At 68.9% G+C, this 21,189-nt stretch carries 18 protein-coding genes; 12 read left to right on the top strand and 6 right to left on the bottom strand.

Translation table 11 applies throughout. The features are described from left to right. Positions 1-23 precede the first annotated feature (23 nt). Entirely contained in the window at positions 24-1,028 is a 1,005-nt protein-coding gene (locus tag P3H15_RS23960; RefSeq protein ID WP_276139501.1) for an ABC transporter substrate-binding protein, read from the bottom strand. A gap of 312 nt (positions 1,029-1,340) precedes the next feature. Here P3H15_RS23960 and ctaD point away from each other — a divergent pair, with 312 nt between their 5' ends. The 3 genes from ctaD (at position 1,341) to P3H15_RS23945 (ending at position 5,232) form a co-directional block, all read left to right on the top strand. Then, on the top strand, positions 1,341-3,131 hold the full coding sequence (gene ctaD, locus P3H15_RS23955; protein WP_005240299.1) for a cytochrome c oxidase subunit I: 1,791 nt from the start codon (positions 1,341-1,343) through the stop codon (positions 3,129-3,131). Positions 3,132-3,235: 104 nt separating this feature from the next. Continuing rightward, positions 3,236-4,456, top strand: coding sequence for a phosphoserine phosphatase SerB (serB, locus tag P3H15_RS23950; RefSeq protein WP_015890195.1), 1,221 nt, complete (start codon positions 3,236-3,238; stop codon positions 4,454-4,456). Continuing rightward, positions 4,453-5,232, top strand: a complete 780-nt coding sequence (locus P3H15_RS23945) for an aminoacyl-tRNA hydrolase (protein WP_276139500.1) — start codon at positions 4,453-4,455, stop codon at positions 5,230-5,232. The genes serB and P3H15_RS23945 overlap by 4 nt, the downstream gene beginning before the upstream one ends. Before the next feature lie 651 nt (positions 5,233-5,883). On the opposite strand, the gene glgX is transcribed toward P3H15_RS23945, so the two are convergent. After that, positions 5,884-8,031 (bottom strand): glycogen debranching protein GlgX, encoded by a 2,148-nt coding sequence (gene glgX, locus P3H15_RS23935; RefSeq protein WP_346348800.1) that lies wholly within the window; start codon positions 8,029-8,031, stop codon positions 5,884-5,886. A gap of 50 nt (positions 8,032-8,081) precedes the next feature. Here glgX and P3H15_RS23930 point away from each other — a divergent pair, with 50 nt between their 5' ends. From P3H15_RS23930 to P3H15_RS23910, 5 genes are read left to right on the top strand one after another with little or no spacing between them, the layout of a single operon-like run. Next, positions 8,082-8,906, top strand: coding sequence for an ABC transporter ATP-binding protein (locus tag P3H15_RS23930; RefSeq protein ID WP_276139498.1), 825 nt, complete (start codon positions 8,082-8,084; stop codon positions 8,904-8,906). Positions 8,907-8,958: 52 nt separating this feature from the next. Then, positions 8,959-9,801: an NUDIX domain-containing protein gene (locus tag P3H15_RS23925; protein ID WP_276139497.1), complete on the top strand. Its 843-nt coding sequence runs from the start codon at positions 8,959-8,961 to the stop codon at positions 9,799-9,801. Positions 9,802-9,858: 57 nt separating this feature from the next. After that, positions 9,859-10,638, top strand: a complete 780-nt coding sequence (locus P3H15_RS23920; RefSeq protein WP_124392720.1) for an enoyl-CoA hydratase/isomerase family protein — start codon at positions 9,859-9,861, stop codon at positions 10,636-10,638. A gap of 56 nt (positions 10,639-10,694) precedes the next feature. Then, complete coding sequence (locus tag P3H15_RS23915) at positions 10,695-11,666, top strand: class I SAM-dependent methyltransferase (RefSeq protein ID WP_276139496.1); 972 nt, start codon at positions 10,695-10,697, stop codon at positions 11,664-11,666. A 1-nt stretch (position 11,667) separates the two neighbouring features. Further along, on the top strand, positions 11,668-12,825 hold the full coding sequence (locus P3H15_RS23910; protein ID WP_276139495.1) for a class I SAM-dependent methyltransferase: 1,158 nt from the start codon (positions 11,668-11,670) through the stop codon (positions 12,823-12,825). A 39-nt stretch (positions 12,826-12,864) separates the two neighbouring features. Here P3H15_RS23910 and P3H15_RS23905 read toward each other — a convergent pair whose 3' ends face one another. Next, entirely contained in the window at positions 12,865-14,172 is a 1,308-nt protein-coding gene (locus P3H15_RS23905) for a PQQ-binding-like beta-propeller repeat protein (RefSeq protein ID WP_276139494.1), read from the bottom strand. Positions 14,173-14,359: 187 nt separating this feature from the next. Between P3H15_RS23905 and P3H15_RS23900 the strand changes: the two genes are divergently transcribed. Further along, positions 14,360-15,103, top strand: coding sequence for an acyltransferase (locus P3H15_RS23900; protein WP_276139493.1), 744 nt, complete (start codon positions 14,360-14,362; stop codon positions 15,101-15,103). Positions 15,104-15,128: 25 nt separating this feature from the next. Next, the gene (locus tag P3H15_RS23895) at positions 15,129-15,386 is read left to right on the top strand and encodes a DUF3253 domain-containing protein (RefSeq protein WP_276139492.1); all 258 of its coding nucleotides are present in this window, start codon (positions 15,129-15,131) and stop codon (positions 15,384-15,386) included. Positions 15,387-15,440: 54 nt separating this feature from the next. Here the strand turns inward: P3H15_RS23895 and P3H15_RS23890 are convergent, their stop codons facing one another. From P3H15_RS23890 to P3H15_RS23880, 3 genes are read right to left on the bottom strand one after another with little or no spacing between them, the layout of a single operon-like run. After that, positions 15,441-16,685, bottom strand: a complete 1,245-nt coding sequence (locus tag P3H15_RS23890) for a glycosyltransferase family 4 protein (protein ID WP_276139491.1) — start codon at positions 16,683-16,685, stop codon at positions 15,441-15,443. Further along, positions 16,682-18,280, bottom strand: coding sequence for a glycoside hydrolase family 57 protein (locus P3H15_RS23885; protein WP_276139490.1), 1,599 nt, complete (start codon positions 18,278-18,280; stop codon positions 16,682-16,684). Before P3H15_RS23885 ends, P3H15_RS23890 begins: the two co-directional genes overlap by 4 nt. Beyond that, a complete protein-coding gene (locus P3H15_RS23880; protein ID WP_276139489.1) occupies positions 18,277-19,056 on the bottom strand; it encodes a bifunctional 2-polyprenyl-6-hydroxyphenol methylase/3-demethylubiquinol 3-O-methyltransferase UbiG in 780 nt (259 codons plus the stop codon). The genes P3H15_RS23885 and P3H15_RS23880 overlap by 4 nt, the downstream gene beginning before the upstream one ends. A 241-nt stretch (positions 19,057-19,297) precedes the next feature. Here P3H15_RS23880 and P3H15_RS23875 point away from each other — a divergent pair, with 241 nt between their 5' ends. Beyond that, positions 19,298-20,098: an electron transfer flavoprotein subunit beta/FixA family protein gene (locus P3H15_RS23875; RefSeq protein ID WP_005259535.1), complete on the top strand. Its 801-nt coding sequence runs from the start codon at positions 19,298-19,300 to the stop codon at positions 20,096-20,098. 46 nt (positions 20,099-20,144) lie between these two features. Then, the gene (locus P3H15_RS23870; RefSeq protein ID WP_124392728.1) at positions 20,145-21,101 is read left to right on the top strand and encodes an electron transfer flavoprotein subunit alpha/FixB family protein; all 957 of its coding nucleotides are present in this window, start codon (positions 20,145-20,147) and stop codon (positions 21,099-21,101) included. Positions 21,102-21,189: the final 88 nt, after the last annotated feature.

Here is a 21,189-nt window from a genome sequence, read left to right as displayed (position 1 = left end):
CTGTGTGTGCGGGCGCGTTCAGGTTAGCCGCTGTGCTTGTCCACCCCGAACGCGTCCGACAGGTCGTCGAGGATCAGGTGCGCACCCTGGACGCTGACCGGCGTCATCCAGCGGGCGTCGTCGACGTCGACCTTGCGTCCCTTCAGCGTCTGCCACAGCGGGCTCTCCAGGAACGGCTTCGCTGCTTCGGCGCTCTTGCCTGCCGGGTCCTGCCAGGTGCTGACGAAGATGACGTCGGCCTCCGCCTCGCTGATCAGTTCGGGGCTGACGGCCTGCATGATGTTGTCCGGGTCGGCCGGATCGGGGCCCTGGCTCTGCGGACGTGCCAGCCCGGCGTCCGCGAGGACGATGCCGCTGAACGAGGTGGTGCGGTAGAGGCGCGCCGTCGGCTCGCCCGCGAACCGGACGACCGAGATCACCGGATTCGACGCCGTGCCGTTGATCTCCGCGCCGACCGAGGCGGCCCGCTCCTCGTAGGCACCGATCTTCTGCTCCGCGAGTTCTTCCTTGCCGAGCGCCTTTCCGACGAGCCGGATGTTGTCCTTCCACGTGGGCCCGGTCGTCTCGGTGAAGATGGTCGGCGCGATCGCCGACAGTTGCTCGTAGTTCTTTCCGTCGCGCACCTCGGCGGAGATGATCAGGTCGGGTTGCAGCGCGGCGATCTGCTCGAGGCTCGCGTTGCTGACCTTGCCCACCGACTTCGCATCCGCCGCGTACTCGTCGCGGGTGGTGCCGAGGTAGTCGGGCAGGCCGGGCTCGCGGTAGTCGACGTACCCGACCAGGGGTGCCTCGAGGAGGAGGACGGCGTCGGTGAAGCTGTTGTCGAGTGCCACGATGCGCTGCGGTGCGGCCGGGATCTTGGTGCTGCCGCGGAAGTGGTCGACGGTGCGGGGGAACTGCCCGGTCGACGACGTGGTGCCGGCGACGGCGGAGTCGTCGCTGCTGGAGCAGGACGTGATCGAGAAGGTGGCTGCCGCGGCCAGCGCGACCGCGCCGGCGACTACCCGGCGGCGGGAGAGAACGTTCACATGGAGCTCCTGATTGAAGTTAGGTGAGCGAAACCTTAACAGCCGGCTTCCGGCGTGCCGGAGCCTCCGCGGGACCGCCGCGACCGTCTCCATGCGACACGCCGGACTGCGTGACAGTGAGCACTCCCCGCCTCTCCCCGGTGGAACAAACCGCAGGTCGCCCGCGCCCCGGTTTGCTCTGAGTCCGGGTAAGTACGACAGTGGGTAGGACCCAGTCGGAGGCCGCAGAGGGCACGGTCTACGATTCGATGAGCGCAAGCCAGAGACCGTTCGCCTCGCAGCCCGGGGTCGGACGCGCATTCAGGAGGATCAGTGACTGCCGTAGCGCCCCAGCCAGTCCCCGCGATAGCTGCAGCCAGGCCTTACCCGCCGCGGCAGGGACCCAAGGGCTCGTTCATCTTCAAAATGATTACGACCACCGACCCCAAGGTGCTCGGAATCATGTACTTGACGACTTCGATCGCGTTCTTCCTCATCGGTGGTCTCATGGCCCTGATGATGCGCGCCGAGCTCGCTGTGCCCGGTATGCAGTTCTTGTCGAACGAGCAGTTCAACCAGCTGTTCACGATGCACGGCACGATCATGCTGCTGCTGTACGCGACGCCGATCGTGTTCGGGTTCGCCAACTACATCCTGCCGCTGCAGATCGGTGCCCCCGACGTGGCGTTCCCGCGACTCAACGCGTTCAGCTACTGGCTGTACGTGTTCGGCGCGATCATCACGACCGCGGGCTTCATCACCCCCGGTGGTGCCGCCGACTTCGGCTGGACCGCCTACACGCCCCTGACGAGTGCGCTGCACTCCCCGGGCGTCGGCGCCGACCTCTGGGTCATGGGCCTCGCGGTCGCCGGCCTCGGCACCATCCTCGGTGGTGTCAACATGATCACCACCGTCATCTGCCTGCGTGCCCCCGGCATGACGATGTTCCGGATGCCGATCTTCACGTGGAACATCTTCATCACCAGCATCCTGATTCTGCTGGCGTTCCCGCTGCTGACCGCCGCGTTCATGGGTCTGTTCGTCGACCGTCACCTCGGTGGCCACATCTTCGACCCGGCCACGGGTGGTGTGCTGCTGTGGCAGCACCTGTTCTGGTTCTTCGGTCACCCCGAGGTGTACATCATCGCGCTGCCGTTCTTCGGCATCGTCTCGGAGATCTTCCCGGTCTTCAGCCGTAAGCCGGTGTTCGGTTACAGCGGCCTGGTCTACGCGACCCTGGCGATCGCAGCGCTCTCCATCGCGGTGTGGGCGCACCACATGTACGCCACCGGCGCCGTGCTGCTCCCGTACTTCTCGTTCATGACGTTCCTGATCGCCGTCCCGACGGGTGTGAAGATCTTCAACTGGATCGGCACCATGTGGAAGGGCCAGTTGACGTTCGAGTCGCCGATGCTGTTCTCGATCGGCTTCCTCATCACGTTCCTCTTCGGTGGTCTGTCGGGCGTCATCCTCGCGAGCCCGCCGCTGGACTTCCACGTCACGGACACCTACTTCGTGGTCGCCCACTTCCACTACGTGGTCTTCGGCACCGTCGTGTTCGCCACCTACGCGGGCATCTACTTCTGGTTCCCGAAGATGACCGGTCGCATGATGGACGAGCGTCTCGGCAAGTGGCACTTCTGGACCACGTTCATCGGCTTCCACGGCACGTTCCTCGTCCAGCACTGGCTGGGTAACGAAGGCATGCCCCGTCGCTACGCCGACTACCTGCCCTCGGACGGGTTCACGTTCCTCAACTCGTTCTCGACGATCTTCGCGTTCGTCCTCGGTGCCTCGACGCTGCCGTTCATCTGGAACGTCTTCAAGAGCTACCGGTACGGCGAGGTCGTCACCGTCGACGACCCGTGGGGTTACGGCAACTCCCTCGAGTGGGCCACCAGCTGCCCGCCGCCGCGGCACAACTTCACCGAGCTGCCGCGCATCCGCTCCGAGCGCCCCGCGTTCGAGCTGCACTACCCGCACATGGTCGAGCGGATGAAGGCCGAGGCGCACGTCGGACCGGGCCACGGTGGCAAGCACGCCAGCACCGTGCTCGAGAAGGAACGCCACGAGCCGCTGACCGTCGGCGACGAAGGCGACCCCGGAACCGACACCGGCCGCTGACACATCAGTTCGAGAAAGGCCCCGCCCCGGCAACGGGCGGGGCCTTTGACTTGGCACAATGGGTGCCGGACAAGCCGCGCGAGCAACATGATCGGAGTACATCGGTGGGTGCAGCTGACACCACTGTCCTGGTGACCGTGACGGGCCCCGACCGACCCGGCGTCACGTCGGTGCTCTTCGGGTCGCTCTCCCGCCACGACGTGAGCCTTCTCGACGTGGAGCAGGTGGTGATTCGTGGGCGACTGACCCTCGGTGTCCTCGTGGCGTGCCCCGAGAACGGGGAAGCGCTGCAGGAGGAACTCGAAGAGGCGATGGCCACCGTCGGGATGTCGGTGGACGTCGAGATCGGGGCGGATCCCGGCAGGCAGTCGCTGTCCACGCACGCCGTGGTCGTCCTCGGCAGCCCCGTGTCGGCTCGCGCGCTGCGTTCGGTGGCACGGGAGATGGCGACCCTCGGGGTCAACATCGACTCGATCCGCGGAGTCGCCGACTACCCGGTGACGGGCCTCGAACTCCTCGTGAGCGCTCCCGGCACGGCGGAGGCGGACAAGAGCCTGCGCACCGTGCTGGCCGAGGTGGCCGTGCGGGAAAACGTCGACATCGCGGTCGAACGCGGGGGCCTGGCCCGTCGCGCCAAGCGGCTCATCGTGTTCGACGTCGACTCGACACTCGTCCAGGGTGAGGTCATCGAGATGCTCGCCGCCCGCGCCGGAGTCGAGGACGAGGTGCGTGCCGTCACCGAGTCCGCGATGCGCGGCGAGATCGACTTCACCGAATCCCTGCACCAGCGGGTCGCGACCCTCGCCGGTCTCGACGCGTCGGTGATCGACGACGTCGCGGACGGTCTCGAGCTGACACCGGGCGCCCGTACCACCATCCGGACGCTCCGCAGGCTCGGCTTCCACTGCGGTGTGGTGTCCGGCGGTTTCCGGCAGGTCATCGAGGGCCTGGCCCACGAACTGGAACTCGACTTCGTGCAGGCCAACACGCTCGAGATCGTGGACGGCAAGCTCACCGGCCGGGTGATCGGCGACATCGTGGACCGGGCGGCGAAGGCGACCGCGCTGCGCAAGTTCGCCGGTCAGGTCGGCGTCCCGATGGAACAGACGGTGGCGGTCGGCGACGGCGCCAACGACATCGACATGCTCAACGCGGCCGGCCTGGGAATCGCGTTCAACGCCAAGCCCGCGCTGCGGGAGGTCGCGGACACCGCCCTGTCGCACCCCTTCCTCGACGCCGTGCTGTTCATCCTCGGGGTCACCCGCGACGAGGTCGAGGCCGCCGACGCCGTGGACGGCGTGGTGCGACGCGTCCCGCTGCCGTGACGGAATCGTGCCGCGACGCGGTCACCCGGGAGGCCGGTGCCGATTCCGGGTGGGCGGCGCGTCACGCCGTCCTCGCGGCCGGATACGGCGGCCTGCCGGATCCGGACGACCCGGCGCAGGTCCTCGCCATGCCGATCGTGCTGCACATCCCGAAGGCCGACCCGCCGCCGCGCAGTGCGCTGCTGGAGGCAGCCGCGACCGCGACGGTGGCGTTGTGCCTCGACCCGCGCGTCGGCCCCGACGAGACGGGCGCGCCCGGACCGTGGCAGGCGGACTACCAGGCGTGGGTGGGGTCCCGGATCCGCAAGGTGTCGCGGCGGGCGCGGGGCGCCGGCTGGCGGGCGGCGCAGGAGGTCGACGGGATCACGGTGGACGTCGACGGTGCGCAGGCCCGCGCGCTCGTGCCCGTTGCCGTGGGCGCGCTCGATCCGCGCATCAGGAAGTTGCAGATCGGCGGCACCGACCTCGACCACGACGACCCCGCGGAGATTCCCGACGGCGTTCCAGTGCTGTGGATCAACTCCGTCCTGGACATGACGGTCGGGAAGGCCGCCGCGCAGGTCGGTCACGCGTCGATGCTGCTCGCCGGCGCGATGACGACCGAACAGGCCCGCGCCTGGGCGGCCACCGGCTACCGCTGCGCCGTGCGTGACGCCGACGTCGGATTGTGGGAGACGCTGACCATCGAGGTGGTGCGGGGCAGGGCGATCGCGGTGCGCGACGCCGGCTTCACCGAGGTGGCACCCGGATCCATGACCGTGATCGCCTGCCCCTGAGAGCAGCGGCCGACGCGTCGACAGTCCAGTAACGCCGTCATGGCTATGGGCTCCCGCCCCGGTGCACGACAGACTGGTGGTCATGCTCGCTCGACGCCTGATCGCACTGTTCGCCGGATTGTGGCTGTACGGCTTCTCGATGGCCATGATGATCACCGCCGGCCTCGGTCTCGACCCGTGGGACGTGTTCCATCAGGGCGTCGCCGGTCGCACACCCCTCAGTTTCGGCGCCGTGACCGCGTTGACCGGCGTTCTGGTGCTGGCACTCTGGGTTCCGATCCGCCAGAAACCGGGATTCGGCACGGTCGCCAACGTGGTGGTCATCGCGGTGTCGGTGGACACGTCGCTGGCGTTGCTCGAACCTGCGGACTCACTCGTCGTGCGGATCGCGGTGATGCTCGGCGGTGTCGTCCTCAACGCGCTCGCCACCGTGCTGTACATCGGTGCGGGAATGGGCCCGGGCCCGCGGGACGGCCTCATGACCGGGCTGGTCGCGCGGACCGGGCTGTCGGTGCGGGTGATCCGCACGTCGATCGAGGTGACCGTGCTGGCCACCGGCTGGGTGCTCGGCGGCACCGTCGGAGTGGGCACCGTCGTCTACGCGCTGGGCATCGGCCCGCTCATCCAGTTGATGATGCGTTTCGGCGGCATCTACCCGACCGCGCGGAAGACGAGTAGTGCGGGACCCGACACCGTGATCGTGGAGTCGCCGGAGATCGGGCCGCCGGGTTCCGGTGCGCCGTCCGGTGAGGCCGAGTCGAACTCGGCGAGCACCGTGCCGTAGAACCATTCGGGACACCCCAGGGTTATCGCGGCCGGTCCGCCCGAGTGGAAGACGAGAAGCCAGCTGTCGTCGGTGAGCTGGTGTCCGTCCTCGGTGTGGGAGCGGATGTCGGAACCGTCGATCCACGCCTGGAGGGTGCGCCGGGAGTCGTCGTGCCACGCCGAATCGTCCATCTCGGCGCCGTCCGCGCCGAACCACACGAGGTCGGGATGGCCGGTGGGTGTGCGCCTGCCCTCGAAGAATTCCGGCTGACGCAGGGCGGGGGAGGCGCGCCGGAGGTCGAGGGCCCGGGTGACGAACGCGACGAGGGCCGGGTCCCCGGAGCTCCAGTCGAGCGGCCAGGAATCTTCACGTGGGGTGCCTTCGGGGACGCAGTACGCGTTGTTGTTGCCGCCCAGGGTGTGACCGAATTCGTCGCCCGCGGTGAACATCGGTGTGCCGGTGGACAGCGCGAGGGTGGCCAGCAGCGCGCGGACGTGCCGGGACCGCGCCTCGGTGACCGCCGGGTCGTCGGTGGGGCCTTCGACGCCGTGGTCGACGGAGTCGTTGTGGTCGGCGCCGTCCCGGTTGTCCTCGCCGTTGGCTTCGTTGCGTTTGCGGGTGTACGACACGAGGTCGGCGGCGGTGAACCCGTCGTGGGCCGTGACGAAATTGACGGAGGCCCAGGGGCGCCGGGTGCCGAAGACGTCCTCCGAGCCCGCCACCCGGGAGGCGAGTTCGCGCACCCCGGTGCCGCCGTTCCAGAACCGCCGAACGGTGTTGCGGTACTTGTCGTTCCACTCGGACCACTGCGATCCGAAGTGCCCGACCCGGTATCCGTCGGGCGTGGCGTCCCACGGTTCGGCGATCAGTTTGCAGCGCGTGAGAACGGGATCCGCGGTGATCGCGGAGAAGATCGAAGCGCGGGAATCGAATCGGCCGCCACCGGGCCGGCCGAGCGCGGACGCGAGGTCGAACCGGAAGCCGTCGACCCCCATCTCGTGCGCCCAGTAACGCAGGCTGTCACCGATCATCCGGACGACGACGGGCGACTGCGCGTCGACGGTGTTCCCGCAACCGGTGAGATCGATGTCGCGCCCCTCGGCGTCGAGAAGGTAGTAGCCGGGGGCGTCGAGGCCGCGCCAGCTGAGGCTGATGCCGTCGACGCTCTGCTCGCAGGTGTGGTTGTAGACCACGTCGAGGACGACCTCGATCCCCGCGGCGTGCAGCGCGTCGACCATGGTGTGGAACTCGGTGATCTCCTCGCCGGGCACGACCGCGTACCCCGGGTGGGGGGCGAAGAACGCTGCGGTGGAATATCCCCAGTGGTTGCGCATGCCCCGCGAGCGCACGGTGGCCTCGGAGACGTACGCCTGCACCGGGAGCAGTTCGACCGCGGTCACCCCGAGTCGCACGAGATGGCCGACGACGGCCGGTTCGGCGAGACCCAGATACGTTCCGCGGTACCGCGGCGGCACGTCGGGGTGCCGCGCCGTGAACGAGCCCACGTGGAGTTCGTAGACAACGGTTTCCTCCCACGGCCTTTCGATCCGCGGTCCGCTCGTGTGGGCGTGATCGGCCGTCACCACCGACAGTGGTGTGTGGCCGAGGCTGTCGATGAGCGACGGGCCGCCGAACGGGTCGCCGTCGTGGGAGAGCAGCGCCTCGTGGTCGCCGAGTTCGCCGGTGATGCGGGTGGCCCACGGATCGAGCAGTAGTTTGGCGGCGTTGAGGCGCACGCCGCGCGCGGGATCCCAGCGACCGTGCGCGCGGTAGCCGTAGCGTTGCCCCGCGCCGACACCCTCGACGACGCCGTGCCAGATGCCGTACGTCCGCTGGACCAGGTCGATCCGGGTCTCGTCGCCCTCCTCCGAAATCAGGCACACCTGTACCAGTTCGGCGTCTGGGGCGTGAACCGCGAACTGCGTTCCGGTGCCACGCACTTTCGCTCCCAGGGGAAACGGCGACCCGGGCAGTCGCAGACTCGGCGGGAGGGACGACATCTCGCCGGGGTACGGATCGATGTGAGGCGACACGCAACTGATCCTGCCGTGAATGCCCGGAAGATGTGCGGGAAGATGGGTCCGTGCATGAACCTGATCCTGATCTCCTCATCGAATTCGACGACGTTCTTCTCCGCCGCGGGGGCAACACTCTGGTGGGCCCGGTCACCTGGAAGGTGGAACTCGACGAACGATGGGTCGTCCTCGGGCCGAACGGGGCAGGGAAGACGTCGTTGCTCCGCATCGCGGCCGCCGAACTGCATCCCACGAGCGGAAGCGCCTACCTCCTCGGTGAGCGGCTCGGCCGCGTCGACATCAACGAACTCCGGCCGCGGATCGGACTGTCCTCCTCGGCGCTCGCCAACCGGGTGCCGTCCGAGGAGGTCGTGAGCGATCTCGTCGTCTCCGCCGGCTACGCGGTGCTCGGGCGGTGGCGTGAGCGTTATGACGACATGGACACCGATCGTGCCGTAGAGATGCTCGAGAGCCTCGGCGCCGAACACCTCGCCAAGCGCACCTACGGCACGCTGTCCGAGGGCGAGCGCAAGCGCGTCCTCATCGCTCGTGCGCTGATGACCGACCCGGAACTGCTGCTGCTCGACGAGCCCGCCGCCGGTCTCGACCTCGGTGGGCGCGAGGAACTCGTCGCGCGCCTCACCGACCTCGCCGCCGACCCCGACGCCCCCGCGACGGTCCTCATCACCCACCACGTCGAGGAGATCCCGCCGGGATTCACCCACGCCATGCTCCTCAAGGAGGGGGCAGTCGTCTCGCAGGGGCTCCTGGACCAGGTCATCACGGCCGAGAACCTCAGCGAGGCGTTCAGTCAGTCCATCAGCCTGGACAAGGTGGACGGCCGGTTCTTCGCGCGGCGGACCCGCGTCCCCGGCGCGCACCGGAGGGCCTGAGGACCGGGGACCGACTGCGACGCGCGTCACCCGGCGGCGTAGGTTCCGAGGCATGGTCTCGAAGCAAGAGCAGACGCCCCGCGACAGTACCGACGTGGCGCCCAAGGACGCGTCCACCGTCATTCTCATCCGTGACGCCGCGGCAGGTGCCGCGGCGTCCGGCATCGAGGTGTTGCTCCTCCGCCGGGTGAAGGGGATGGCGTTCGCCGGCGGAATGACCGTGTTCCCTGGCGGCGGCGTCGACCCGTCCGACGCCGAGGCCGAGGTCGACTGGGCGGGACCGTCCGTCGACTGGTGGGCCGGACGGTTCTCCACCGACGCGGCGCGCGCGAAGGCGCTCGTGTGCGCGGCGGTGCGCGAGACGTTCGAGGAATGTGGCGTGCTCCTCGCGGGACCGAGCGCGGACACGGTCGTGGCGGACACGTCGCGGTACGCGCAGGCACGTACGCAGCTCGAGTCGCGCGAACTGTCGTTCAGCGACTTCCTGAAGCGTGAGAACCTCGTCCTCCGGGCCGATCTGCTGCGGCCCTGGGCCAACTGGATCACCCCGGTCGGCGAGGGCCGTCGGTACGACACCAGGTTCTTCGTGGCCGCCGCACCGCAGGGCCAGATCGCAGACGGCGCGACGTCCGAGGCCGAGGAGGTGCAGTGGCAGAGTCCGGCCGCGGCGCTCGCGCACTGGCAGGGCGGCGGAAGCATCCTGCTGCCTCCGACGTGGAGTCAGCTGACGGCACTCAGCGCGTTCGGGTCGGTCGCGGACGTGCTGGCCGCGGAGCCCGAGATCCCGGTGATCCTGCCGACGCTGATCACCGGCGAGGAGCAGCTCCGCGTCGAGTTCCCGGGACAGGACGGCTACTACGAAGCCGGTCCGCATCCGTGGGCGTCACGCGGCTGATCGCGATGGGGCGGGCCGCGAAACCGGGTCGGAGGCAGACAAGTAGCCTTTTGCCTCATGGCTGAGTTTGTCACCCTCGAGGTATCCGAAGGCATCGGCACGATCCGGCTCGCGCGCCCCCCGATGAACGCTCTGAACCGTCAGGTCCAGCAGGAGTTGCGGGCCGCGGCGCGGGCGGCGACCGTCGACTCCGACGTGAAGGCCGTCATCGTCTACGGCGGCGAGAAGGTCTTCGCCGCGGGCGCGGACGTGAAGGAAATGTCCGAGATGGAGTTCGGGCAGATGTCCGACGTGATCGGCGACCTGCAGTCCGACCTCGCGGCGGTCTCCGAGATCCCGAAGCCCACCGTCGCCGCCATCACGGGGTACGCGCTCGGCGGCGGCCTGGAGGTTGCGCTGTCGGCCGATCGGCGCATCGTGGGCGACAACGCGAAGCTCGGCGTGCCGGAGATCCTGCTCGGCATCATTCCCGGAGGCGGTGGCACCCAGCGTCTCGCCCGGCTGATCGGACCGTCCAAGGCCAAGGATCTGCTGTTCACCGGCCGGTTCGTCGACGCCGAGGAGGCCCTGGCGATCGGTCTGGTCGACGAGGTCGTGGCGCCGGACGACGTGTACGAGGCGGCGCGCACCTGGGCGTCGCAGTTCACGAAGGGCGCGGGCCGCGCACTGGCCGCGGCCAAGGCGGCCGTCGACCGCGGGCTGGACGTCGACCTGGGCACCGGCCTGGCGGTGGAGCGTCAGCTGTTCACCGCGCTGTTCGCCACCCGGGATCGGAAGATCGGGATGGAATCGTTCATCGAGAACGGCCCGGGTAAGGCTCAGTTCACGGGCGAGTAGTCTGAAGCCCCGAAACTAGAACCTGTTCACTCTTACCAGCGAGTAGGATTTGCCGCATGACTGCAAGCGCCCATGACGACCCAGCTCCTCATCCGCACGCCACCGCCGAAGAGGTCGAGGCTGCGCTGAAGGACACCAAACTGGCCCAGGTGCTCTACCACGATTGGGAAGCCGAGACGTACGACGAGAAGTGGTCGATCTCGTACGACGAGCGGTGCATCGACTACGCGCGCGGACGTTTCGACGCCGTCGCGGGCGATCAGCCGCTGCCCTACGAGCGGGCGCTCGAACTGGGCTGCGGCACCGGATTCTTCCTCCTCAACCTGATGCAGGGCGGAGTCGCGAAGACCGGTTCGGTCACCGACCTGTCGCCCGGCATGGTGAAGGTCGCGCTCCGCAACGCCGAGGGCCTCGGACTGTCCGTCGACGGCCGCGTCGCCGACGCCGAGACCATCCCGTACGAGGACGACACGTTCGACCTCGTCGTGGGACACGCAGTCCTGCACCACATCCCGGACGTCGAGCAGTCGCTGCGCGAGGTTCTGCGCGTCCTGAAGCCGGGCGGGCGTTTCGTGTTCGCCGGTGAGCCGACCACGATCGGCAACTTCTACGCCCGCTGGCTGGGTCGCGCGACGTGGGAGGTCACCACCCGGGTCACCAAGTTGCCGTTCCTCGCCGACTGGCGTCGCCCGCAGGCGGAACTGGACGAGTCCTCGCGCGCGGCTGCGCTCGAGGCCGTCGTCGACCTCCACACATTTGATCCGAGCGACCTCGAGAAGATCGCGAAGTCGGCAGGCGCCGAGCAGGTTCACGCGGCCACCGAGGAATTCGCCGCCGCTCTGCTCGGGTGGCCGGTCCGCACGTTCGAGGCCGCGGTCCCCCCGGAGAAGCTGGGCTGGGGCTGGGGACGTTTCGCGTTCACCGGATGGAAGACGCTCAGCTGGGTCGACGAGAAGCTTCTCCGGCACGTGGTGCCTCGCGGATTCTTCTATAACGTCATGATCACCGGCGTGAAGCCCGGCAACTGAATTGGGCTATGCGTTCACTCCCGGGGACGTGCAGTTCCTGCAGAGTGCGGACGGGGCGGCCGCTCTCGCGGAAGTGGACGCCCTCGCCCTGACCGCGTCGACGCGCCTGGCCGACATCGGCCGGGCGCGTACACGTTTCGGCTCACACGTGGCGTTGCTGGTGGAGACCGTCCTGCTGCGACGGAAGGCGGCCGCCAAACTACCCGGCACCGAAAACTGGTTCTTCACCGACGACGCCCTGCAACAGGCGACGCCGCGTGCGGTCGCCGCACATCGTGCGTTGCGGCTGTCGGACCGGAACGTCCACGACGTCACCTGCTCCATCGGTGCCGAACTCGACGCGGCGGTCGGGACGGCGGCGACGGTGATCGGCAGCGACCTCGACCCCGTCCGCCTCCTGATGGCGCGGCACAACGTTCCCGGGGCGACGGTTGTGCGCGCCGACGCGCTCGTCCCGTGCACCCGCGGCACCGTCGTCCTCGCGGATCCGGCGCGACGGTCCGGCGGCAGGCGCACGCACGATCCCGCCGCGCTGGAGCCGCCGCTGCCCGATCTGATCGACGCGTACCGCGGTCGCGATCTGGCCGTGAAGTGCGCCCCCGGACTCGATTTCGACCGGCTCGGCTGGGACGGCGAGGTGGAGGTGGTGTCGCTCGACGGCGGTGTGCGCGAGGCCTGCCTGTGGTCGCCGGGGCTGTCCGGCGGCGGTGTCACCCGGCGGGCGAGCGTCCTCGGCTCCGACGGAACCGCGTGGACGGTCACGGACGCCGAGGACGACGACATCCCCGAACGCGCGCCGGGGGAATGGATCGTCGACCCGGACGGCGCCGTCGTGCGCGCGGGCCTGGTGCGGCACTACGCGGCCCGGCACGGTCTGTGGCAACTCGACCCGCGGATCGCGTACCTCACCGGCGATTCCGTTCCCGACGGCGTGCGGGGCTTCCGCATCCTCGACCAGGTGAAGTACTCGGAGAAGTCGCTGCGGCAGGAACTGGCCCGTCACGATTGCGGTGTGGCGGAAATCCTGGTCCGCGGCGTCGACGTCGACCCGGCGGTCCTGCGGCCCAAGCTGAAGCTGCGCGGAAGCCGTTCGCTCAGTGTGGTGATCACGCGGATCGGCCGGGCCGGTGTCGCCTTCATCTGCGCTGCGCGCCCGTGAGTACTTGTTAACCGCCGGACGTTGACAAGTACTCACGGGTCAGCGGAGGACGAACAGTTCCCCGAGCAGGGTGGGCGTGAGCACTTCGCCCTTCGGGCCGACGGACGTGCCGACGGTGAACCCCTTCGCCCCGGGCAGCGTGTCCTGATCGAGGGTTTCGCCGGTTCCGGTGTCGAACGTGAGCATCGCCAGTCCGTCCGTGCCCTCGCGGACCACCGCGTACCCGGTGGACCCGGCCGTCTGCGCCGGGACGCCCAGCTGCAGCAGATCCCTCCGTTCCCAGACGAGTTCGGCGTGATCGCCCTTGTCCTGCAGCGCCAGCAGGTGGCCGTCGGGACCACCGGCGGGGATGATCAGACCGTCCGCGGACGTCGACGGGCTGCCTGCCGCGGCGTACCCGATGTCGTAGCTCCACTTCGCATCACCGGTCGCCGAGTCGATCGCCCACATCGTTCCCCAGTTGTCGTTGGCGTAGACAACGGAGCCGTCGGCCGACAGATCGGGGCTGGACGCGCTGCCGCCGGGCAGAGTGTCGCTGGACCATTCCTGGGTGATCACCGGGTTGTCGCCGCCGGAGTACTTCATCGCGACGAGTTCCGCCTGGGGTGCGCCGGGCGCGAAGAGCGTGAAGTAGAACTTGCCGGACTCGAGGTCGATGGCGGGCATGTTCGCCACCGGGCAGTCGGGGGCGCCGAAGAAGCAGCCGCGCAGGCCCTTGTCGTCGGGGAGGATGTCGACGTTCGCGCCGTCGGCGAGGGAGGGTGGCGGGACGAGATCGTACGGCGCCACGACCTTCTGGCCGTTCTGCGTGTTCACGACGTTGATCTGGCCGAGCTGGGTGATGAAGAGGAGGTTGCCGTCGCCGGTGAACTGTGCGGACAGCGGGGTCCCGACCACCGGTGTGCGCCAACGCAGCTGGCCGTACTCGTTGAACGAGTTGATGGCGCCGTCCTCGCCGACGTACACGTTGGCGGCGCCGTCGACGACCGGTGTGGACGCCACGGCGCCGGGGGCGAGTTGCCGGCACCAGCGTTTGCGGCCGCTGTCCATCTGGTAGGAGAAGAGGTTGCAGCCCTTCTCGGTGCGCGCGGTGATGAAGATCTGGCCGCTCGCCGCCACGGACGCGTAGTTCGCGACCGGGCCGCCGAGCGGGCGCGACCAGGCGAAGGAAATGTCGCGGGAACCGGTGACGGGGCTGGTGTCGCTGTTGCGGGCGTCGGCGTGCATGCCGGGCCACCCGCCTGCCGAGAAGATGTCGTCGACCTGCGGTCCGCTGCTGCAGCCGCTGAGGACGACAGTCGAGATCGTCGCCAGCGCCAGTACTGACGAACGTAGGACCCGCCGCATTACATCTCCTCGTCTTCGATAACGCTCGGCCCAGAGACTATCCCGCCGAGGCGGGGCCGAGCACACGCCCCGAGGCGGGGCCGAGCACACGCCCCGAGGCGGGGCCGAGCGTCGCACCCCGATGGCGGTGTCGGAGTCCGGACGCACCCGAACGGGGGTACGGGCGGTGAACGTAGGCTGACAGGCTATGACGAGCATGTGGGGCGCACCGTTGCGTACGAGGTGGCGAGGATCCCGGCGGAGCGACAGCGGGCAGGCCCGCTTCCTGACACGCGCCTCGCTGCGATGGGTGCTGGCGAACAAGGCGTACACGCCGTGGTATCTGGTGCGGTACTACCGGCTCGCGAAATTCAAGCTCGCCAACCCGCACGTGATCCTGCGCGGCATGGTGTTCCTCGGCAAGCGGGTGGAGATCCATTCGACCCCCGACCTGTCCCGGCTCGAGATCGGCCGGTGGGTGCACATCGGCGACGGCAACGCCATCCGCTGCCACGAGGGTTCGCTGCGCATCGGCGACAAGGTGGTGTTCGGCAAGGACAACGTCGTCAACACGTACCTGGACATCGAGATCGGTGCGTCGACGCTCGTGGCCGACTGGTGTTACATCACCGACTTCGACCACCGCATGGACGACGTGAATGTCCCGATCAAGGATCAGGGCATCGTGAAGGGCCCGGTCCGCATCGGTCCCGACACGTGGGTGGCTGCCAAGGTGACGGTCCTGCGCAACACGCGCGTCGGGAGAGGCTGCGTTCTCGGCGCACACGCCGTCGTGAAGGGTGATATCCCCGACTTCAGCATCGCCGTCGGGTCGCCGGCCAAACCGGTGAAGAACCGCAAGGCGGAGTGGGAGGCGGGCGCGGCGGAACGCGCGAAGTACATCGCGGCCCTCGAAGACATCGCTCGCAAGAAGGCGGCGCAGGAGAGCTGAGCGGCGCGGTGGCATAGTCGGCAGCATGACCGTGGCGGACGGCGAACTCGAGGATCGCATCCGGGCGCTCCTCGACGCCCGGGCCGACAGCGCGAGCATCTGCCCGTCGGACGTCGCGCGAGCCGTCGCCCCCGACGACTGGCGGCCCCTCATGGAGTCGGTGCGGGAGGCCGCGCGGCGTCTGGCCGCCGCCGGCGAAGTCGAGATCACTCAGAAGGGCGCCGTGGTGGATCCGGACTCGGCGCGGGGTCCGATCCGGATCCGGTGGGCCCGCACGAACTGAGCGGCGAATGTACCGTTCGGCGCACCGAACGCGCCGAACGGTACATTCGCCCGGTCAGCGGCCGGGCAGGGGACGCTCGGGAATCTCCGGCCGCGCCAGCGGATGCCGCACGCGACGTTTGGCGCCCGCGTAGACGTGGACGGTCTCCTCGGCCACCTTGTGCCAGTCGAAATCGGCGGTGAGGCGGTCGCGGGCGGCGACTGCGCGCTGTTGTGCCCCGGCCGGGTCGTCGAGGACCTCCCGGACCGCGGAGGTGAGTCCGGTGACGTCGCCCGGCTGGAACGACATGCCGGTTTCGCCGTCGACGACCGCTTCACCGAGACCGCCCGCGGTGGACGCGACGAGCGGGGTTCCGGAGGCGGCGGCCTCGAGCGCGATGATGCCGAACGGCTCGTACCGGCTGGGCAGGACGATGGCGTCGGCGCCGTGCAGCCACCCGAGCAGTTCGACGTGGTCGAGGTTGCCGAGGAAGTTCACGGCACGGGCGACGCGATGCGTGCGGGCCTGCTGGTAGAGCCAGGTGAACTGGGTGCCCTCCCCGGCGATCGACAGCGTCGTGCCGGGGTGGCTGCGGCGGATGCGGGGGAGCGCGGCGATGGCGTCCTGCACGCCCTTCTCGTATTCGAGGCGGCCGACGAACAGCAGTTTCGGCGGTCCGGACCGCGTCGCACGCTCGCGGAAACTCCACGTCGTGAGGTCGATTCCGTTGCGAATCACCGTGATCGGCGGGAGCTGCGGACCGTAGAGTGCGGTCACCTCGTCCTGCATCGACGCGGAACACGTGATGAGCGCATCGGATTCGTTGGCCAGCCACCATTCCACCGAATGCACCTGCCGGTTGATCCGACCGGACACCCAGCCGCTGTGCCGTCCGGCTTCGGTGGCGTGGAGCGTGGAAACCAAAGGGACGTCGTAGAATTCGGCCAACGCGATGGCCGGATGTGCCACCAGCCAGTCGTGCGCGTGCACCACGTCCGGATGCCAGCCCTCCCCGACACCCGGCTTGTGCAGTGCGACGCCGGCGCGCACCATCGCGTGTCCCATTGCGAGCGTCCACGCGAGCATGTCCTCGCCGAACACGAAGTGCGCGGGGTCTTCGGCGACGGCGACCACCAGGACGCCGTCCTCGATGTGGGTGACGGTGGGATGGGTCGACGCGTCGGTGCCGGACGGCCGCCGCGACAGCACCACCACTTCGTGTCCGGCGGCAGCGAGTTCGGTGGCCAGGTGGTGCACGTGGCGGCCGAGGCCGCCGACCACGACGGGTGGGTACTCCCACGACACGATCAGGATCTTCACGACGCCCCTCCCTCGGTGCCCGTCAGCCGGTGGTCCCCGGCGGGCAGGCGTCGCGCGTCGAGCCCGGGAAACAGGCCGTCGGCGCGGTTCCATCCCTCTGCGAGTCTGCTCGCGGCCGCTTCCTTGCCCGCCGACACGGCGGCGGCGATCTCGCGGGTGGCGTGCGCGTGCTTGTGTGCCCGGTCGCGGGCGTACCCGGCCGCCGAATCCTTGCTGACCATGAACGCCCAGTCGCTCGACACCGTCATGAGTGCCTCGCGCAGCATCTGGTCGTTCACGCGATTCCGGAGCGCGGGACGTCCGGGGGCGGCGTCGTGGTCGTGGGTCTTGTCGACGGTGTCGAGTGCGGTCCCGACCACCTCGGAGTTGAGTTGCACCAGGTCCGCAACCTGATCGCCGGCCCACACCCGCCAGTCCTTGCCGGATCCCCACGACGAGTTCTCGAGCTGGACGGGTTCGCCGACGTAGCCCTGGCTGCGGGCGTCGTCGAGGGTGCCGACCCGGATTCCGGCCGCGGGCAGCGCGCGCAGCACCTTCTCGAGCCATTCGGGGCCCTCGTGCCACCAGTGCCCGAACAGTTCCGTGTCGAACGCGGCGACGACGAGTGCGGGCCGGCCGATGCGGCCGGATTCCTCGCGCAGCCGCTTGCGGACGGTGGCGACGAAGTCGGCCACGTGCCGGTCGACCGCCGCCGACGCGAGGGCGGGGTCGTACGGCGCCTTGTCTGCCGAGTCGACCGTGCGGCCGGTGACCCGGGCCGGTTTGAGTCCCGTGGCGTGGTCGTAGGTGTGGAAGTCGCGGTAGGCGCCGTGGCCGGGGTAGCCCGACTTCGGCGACCACACCCGGTAGCTGACCTGCAGATCGCGCCCGAACGCGACCACGTCCGACTCCCGGACCGGCCGGCCGAGCGAGGTGTCGCCGCGCAGGGCGGGACCGTCGACCATGAAATGCGTGACGCCGGCCTCGGCGTATCCGGTCTCCATGCCGGGGGTGTACCCGCATTCGGGCCCCCAGATACCTGTCGGCCTGCAGTTCCACCGGGCGGCGGCGTCGGCGAGCCCCTCGCGGAGGGAGAACGCACGCAGCCGCGGATCGAGCAGCGGCTGGAACGGGTGGGCGAGCGGACCGCCGAGCAGTTCGAACGCCTCGCGGTCGAGGAGATCGCGCAGCACCGGCGAGCCGCCGTGGCGCCAGCGCACCTCGAAGTCGGCGAGCGCGGCGGCGGACGCACGGTGTTCGCGCGCACCGAGTTCGCGGTGCGCGTCGTCGGGCATGCCTGCCGCCTCGTGCGCGCGGATCTGCCAGTTCCCGAGCCAGTGGTGCATCCCGGCGAGGCAGTGCGGGTCATCGAGCTGAGCTGCGAGAACGGGGGTGATGCCGAGGGTCAGCAGATGCGAGCGACCCTCCTCGGCCAGCCGCCGCAGCATCGCGGTGAGGGGGAGGTACGACGCCGCCCACGACTGGTAGAGCCATTCCTCGCCGACGGGCCAGCGGCCGTGGTTGGCGAGCCAGGGCAGGTGGGAGTGCAGGACCAGGCAGAACATTCCCGGTTCCGTCGCGTCGCCCGCTCCGGTGCGGTGGTCGGATTCGGTCACCGAACAGGATCCTTCACCGCGATGGCCACCAGGTCGAGGCTGTCGTCGATGTCGCCTTCGTGCAGTGCGAAATCGTGGACGGTGATGCCCTCGACGTCGCGGGTCAGTTCCTCGGGCCACGGTTCGCCGGCGAGAGCGCGGTCGATCTGCGCGCCGATGAACGAGCCGCCGTGCTTCGTGTCGAGGGCCTTCAGCCGCGGTCCGTGGTGGACGCCGGTCATGAGGGCGACGGTGAATCCGGCCTCCTCGAGCAGTTCGGTCAGCTCGGCCGCGTCGAGTTCGCGGGTGTGGAACGGATTCAGCGGCGTGTCGCGGCCCGGTGAGAACGTGATGCGGTTGGGGGTGCTGACGAGCAGTTCCCCTCCGGGGGTCAGCACCCGGAAGCACTCGCGCAGGAATTGGGCCTGGTCCCACAGGTGTTCGATCACCTGGAAATTGACGACGGTGTCGACGGATTCGTCGCCGAGGGGAAGCTCCGCGAGATTGCCGTGCAGCATCTCGACCCGGGGGTACCGCGCGCGAACGTGTTCGACGGCGGAGATGTCGTAGTCGAGTCCGATGACGCCCTGTGCCACATCGGCAATCATGTTGGCGCCGTAGCCTTCTCCGGATCCGGCCTCGAGTACCCGGCGTCCCGCGCAGCGGAGGAGGAGGTCGCGGTAGACGACCTCGTGCCGCCGGAACCAGTAGTTCTCCTCGGGGATACCGGGCACGGTCCGCTCGCCCGTGAGGGGCAGTGGTGCGTCCTCGCGGTCGCCGACAAATGATTCGCTCACCGGTGCGAGGTTAGTGCCCCCGGCAAGGTCGCTCGTCCAGGTGGTCTACATCACAGCGGTGAAATGCGGTTTCGGCCGTTATGGTGAACGAGACTTTCACGCAAGTTACCGATGGGTAACTTAGCGTGGGGTAATCTGTCGCAGAGCAATCGTGCGACGAAATATCGAAGACGAGAGCTCGGCCCGCGCGGAGCGACTCACGATAACCACGCAAGAACACACAGGAGGTCGACGAAGACCCATGACGAACATCGTTGTTTTGATCAAGCAGGTCCCCGACACGTGGTCCGAGCGCAAGCTGACCGACGGCGACTACACGCTTGACCGCGAGGCCGCCGATGCAGTGCTCGACGAGATCAACGAGCGCGCCGTCGAAGAAGCGCTTCTGATCAAGGAGGCCCAGGGTGGCGAGGTGACCGTCCTCTCCGCAGGTCCGGACCGCGCCACCGACGCCATCCGCAAGGCCCTGTCCATGGGTGCCGACAAGGCAGTGCACATCAACGACCCGGCCCTCCACGGCTCCGACGCGGTGCAGACCGCGTGGACGCTGGCCGCGGCGCTCGGACAGATCACGTTCGAGAACGAAGAGCCCGCCGACCTGATCATCGCCGGCAACGAGGCCACCGACGGCCGCGTCGGCGCCGTTCCGGCCATCATCGCCGAGTACCTGGGCATCCCGCAGCTCACGCAGCTGCGCAAGCTGACCGTCGCCGACGGCACCGTCACCGGTGAGCGCGAGACCGACGAGGGCGTCTTCGGCCTCGAGGCGAGCCTGCCGGCCATCGTCAGCGTCACCGAGAAGATCAACGAGCCCCGCTTCCCCTCCTTCAAGGGCATCATGGCCGCGAAGAAGAAGGAAGTTCTCGTCTACACGCTGGCCGACCTCGGTGTCGACCCGGAGACCGTCGGTGTCGCCAACGCGGGCACCACCGTCACCGCCTCCACCCCCAAGCCTCCGCGTACCGCTGGTGAGCGCATCGTCGACGAGGGCGACGGCGGCAGCAAGATCGCTGCCTACCTCGTGGGCCAGAAGATCATCTGATCGCGCCCCTCTACACACCAGCAGACACATACAGGGAGAGTTAGACATGGCAGAAGTACTGGTGCTCGTCGAGCACGCAGAGGGTGCACTGAAGAAGGTCAGCACCGAACTCATCACCGCCGCTCGCGCGCTCGGTGAGCCGGCCGCAGTGGTCACCGGTCCCGCCGGTACCGCAGACAAGCTGGCCGAGGGCCTCGCCGCCGCAGGCGCGGCCAAGATCTACGTCGCCGAGTCGGACGACATCGAGGGCTACCTGGTCACGCCGAAGGTCGACGTGCTCGCGTCACTCGTCGAGTCGGCCGCCCCGGCCGCGGTCATCACCGCCGCCAGCGTCGAGGGCAAGGAGGTCTCCGGACGTCTTGCTGCCCGCATCGGCTCCGGCCTGCTCGTCGACGTCGTCGACGTGAAGTCCGACGGCAGTGCCGTGCACTCCATCTTCGGTGGCGCGTTCACCGTCGACGCCAAGGCCAACGGCGACGTCCCGGTCATCTCGGTCCGTCCGGGCGCCATCGAGGCGAAGCCCGAAGCCGGTGCAGGCGAGAAGGTTTCCGTCGAGGTTCCGGCCCAGGACGAGGGTGCCGTCAAGATCACCTCGCGTGATCCGATCGTCGGCGGCGACCGCCCCGAACTCACCGAGGCGACCGTCGTCGTCTCCGGTGGTCGCGGTGTCGGCAGCGCCGACAAGTTCACCGTCGTCGAGGAGCTCGCCGATTCGCTCGGTGCCGCTGTCGGTGCCTCGCGTGCCGCGGTCGACTCGGGCTACTACCCGGGCCAGTTCCAGGTCGGTCAGACCGGTAAGACGGTCTCCCCGCAGCTGTACATCGCGCTCGGCATCTCCGGTGCCATCCAGCACCGCGCCGGTATGCAGACGTCGAAGACCATCGTCGCCGTGAACAAGGACGAGGAAGCCCCGATCTTCGAGATCGCGGACTTCGGCATCGTCGGCGACCTGTTCAACGTCGCTCCGCAGCTCACCGAGGCCGTCAAGGCTCACAAGGGCTGATTTTCCACCGACGGCGGCCCCGTTCCCTTTCCCGGGAGCGGGGCCGCCGTCGTATCTTCCGCCGTTCATCCGGGCTGCATCGACACGA

Source organism: Rhodococcus sp. T2V (assembly GCF_029269925.1).
Taxonomy (GTDB): Bacteria; Actinomycetota; Actinomycetes; order Mycobacteriales; family Mycobacteriaceae; genus Rhodococcus_F; species Rhodococcus_F koreensis.
The sequence above is the reverse complement of the archived record's forward strand: the minus strand, read 5'-3'. Positions and strand labels throughout refer to the sequence as shown.

Coding starts and splice junctions, on each gene's coding strand:
- P3H15_RS23925 (WP_276139497.1), top strand. CDS start 8,959: ATGGTCTCGAAGCAAGAGCAGACGCCCCGCGACAGTACCGACGTGGCG.
- P3H15_RS23920 (WP_124392720.1), top strand. CDS start 9,859: ATGGCTGAGTTTGTCACCCTCGAGGTATCCGAAGGCATCGGCACGATC.
- P3H15_RS23915 (WP_276139496.1), top strand. CDS start 10,695: ATGACTGCAAGCGCCCATGACGACCCAGCTCCTCATCCGCACGCCACC.
- P3H15_RS23905 (WP_276139494.1), bottom strand. CDS start 14,172: ATGCGGCGGGTCCTACGTTCGTCAGTACTGGCGCTGGCGACGATCTCG.
- P3H15_RS23900 (WP_276139493.1), top strand. CDS start 14,360: ATGACGAGCATGTGGGGCGCACCGTTGCGTACGAGGTGGCGAGGATCC.
- P3H15_RS23895 (WP_276139492.1), top strand. CDS start 15,129: ATGACCGTGGCGGACGGCGAACTCGAGGATCGCATCCGGGCGCTCCTC.
- P3H15_RS23875 (WP_005259535.1), top strand. CDS start 19,298: ATGACGAACATCGTTGTTTTGATCAAGCAGGTCCCCGACACGTGGTCC.
- P3H15_RS23870 (WP_124392728.1), top strand. CDS start 20,145: ATGGCAGAAGTACTGGTGCTCGTCGAGCACGCAGAGGGTGCACTGAAG.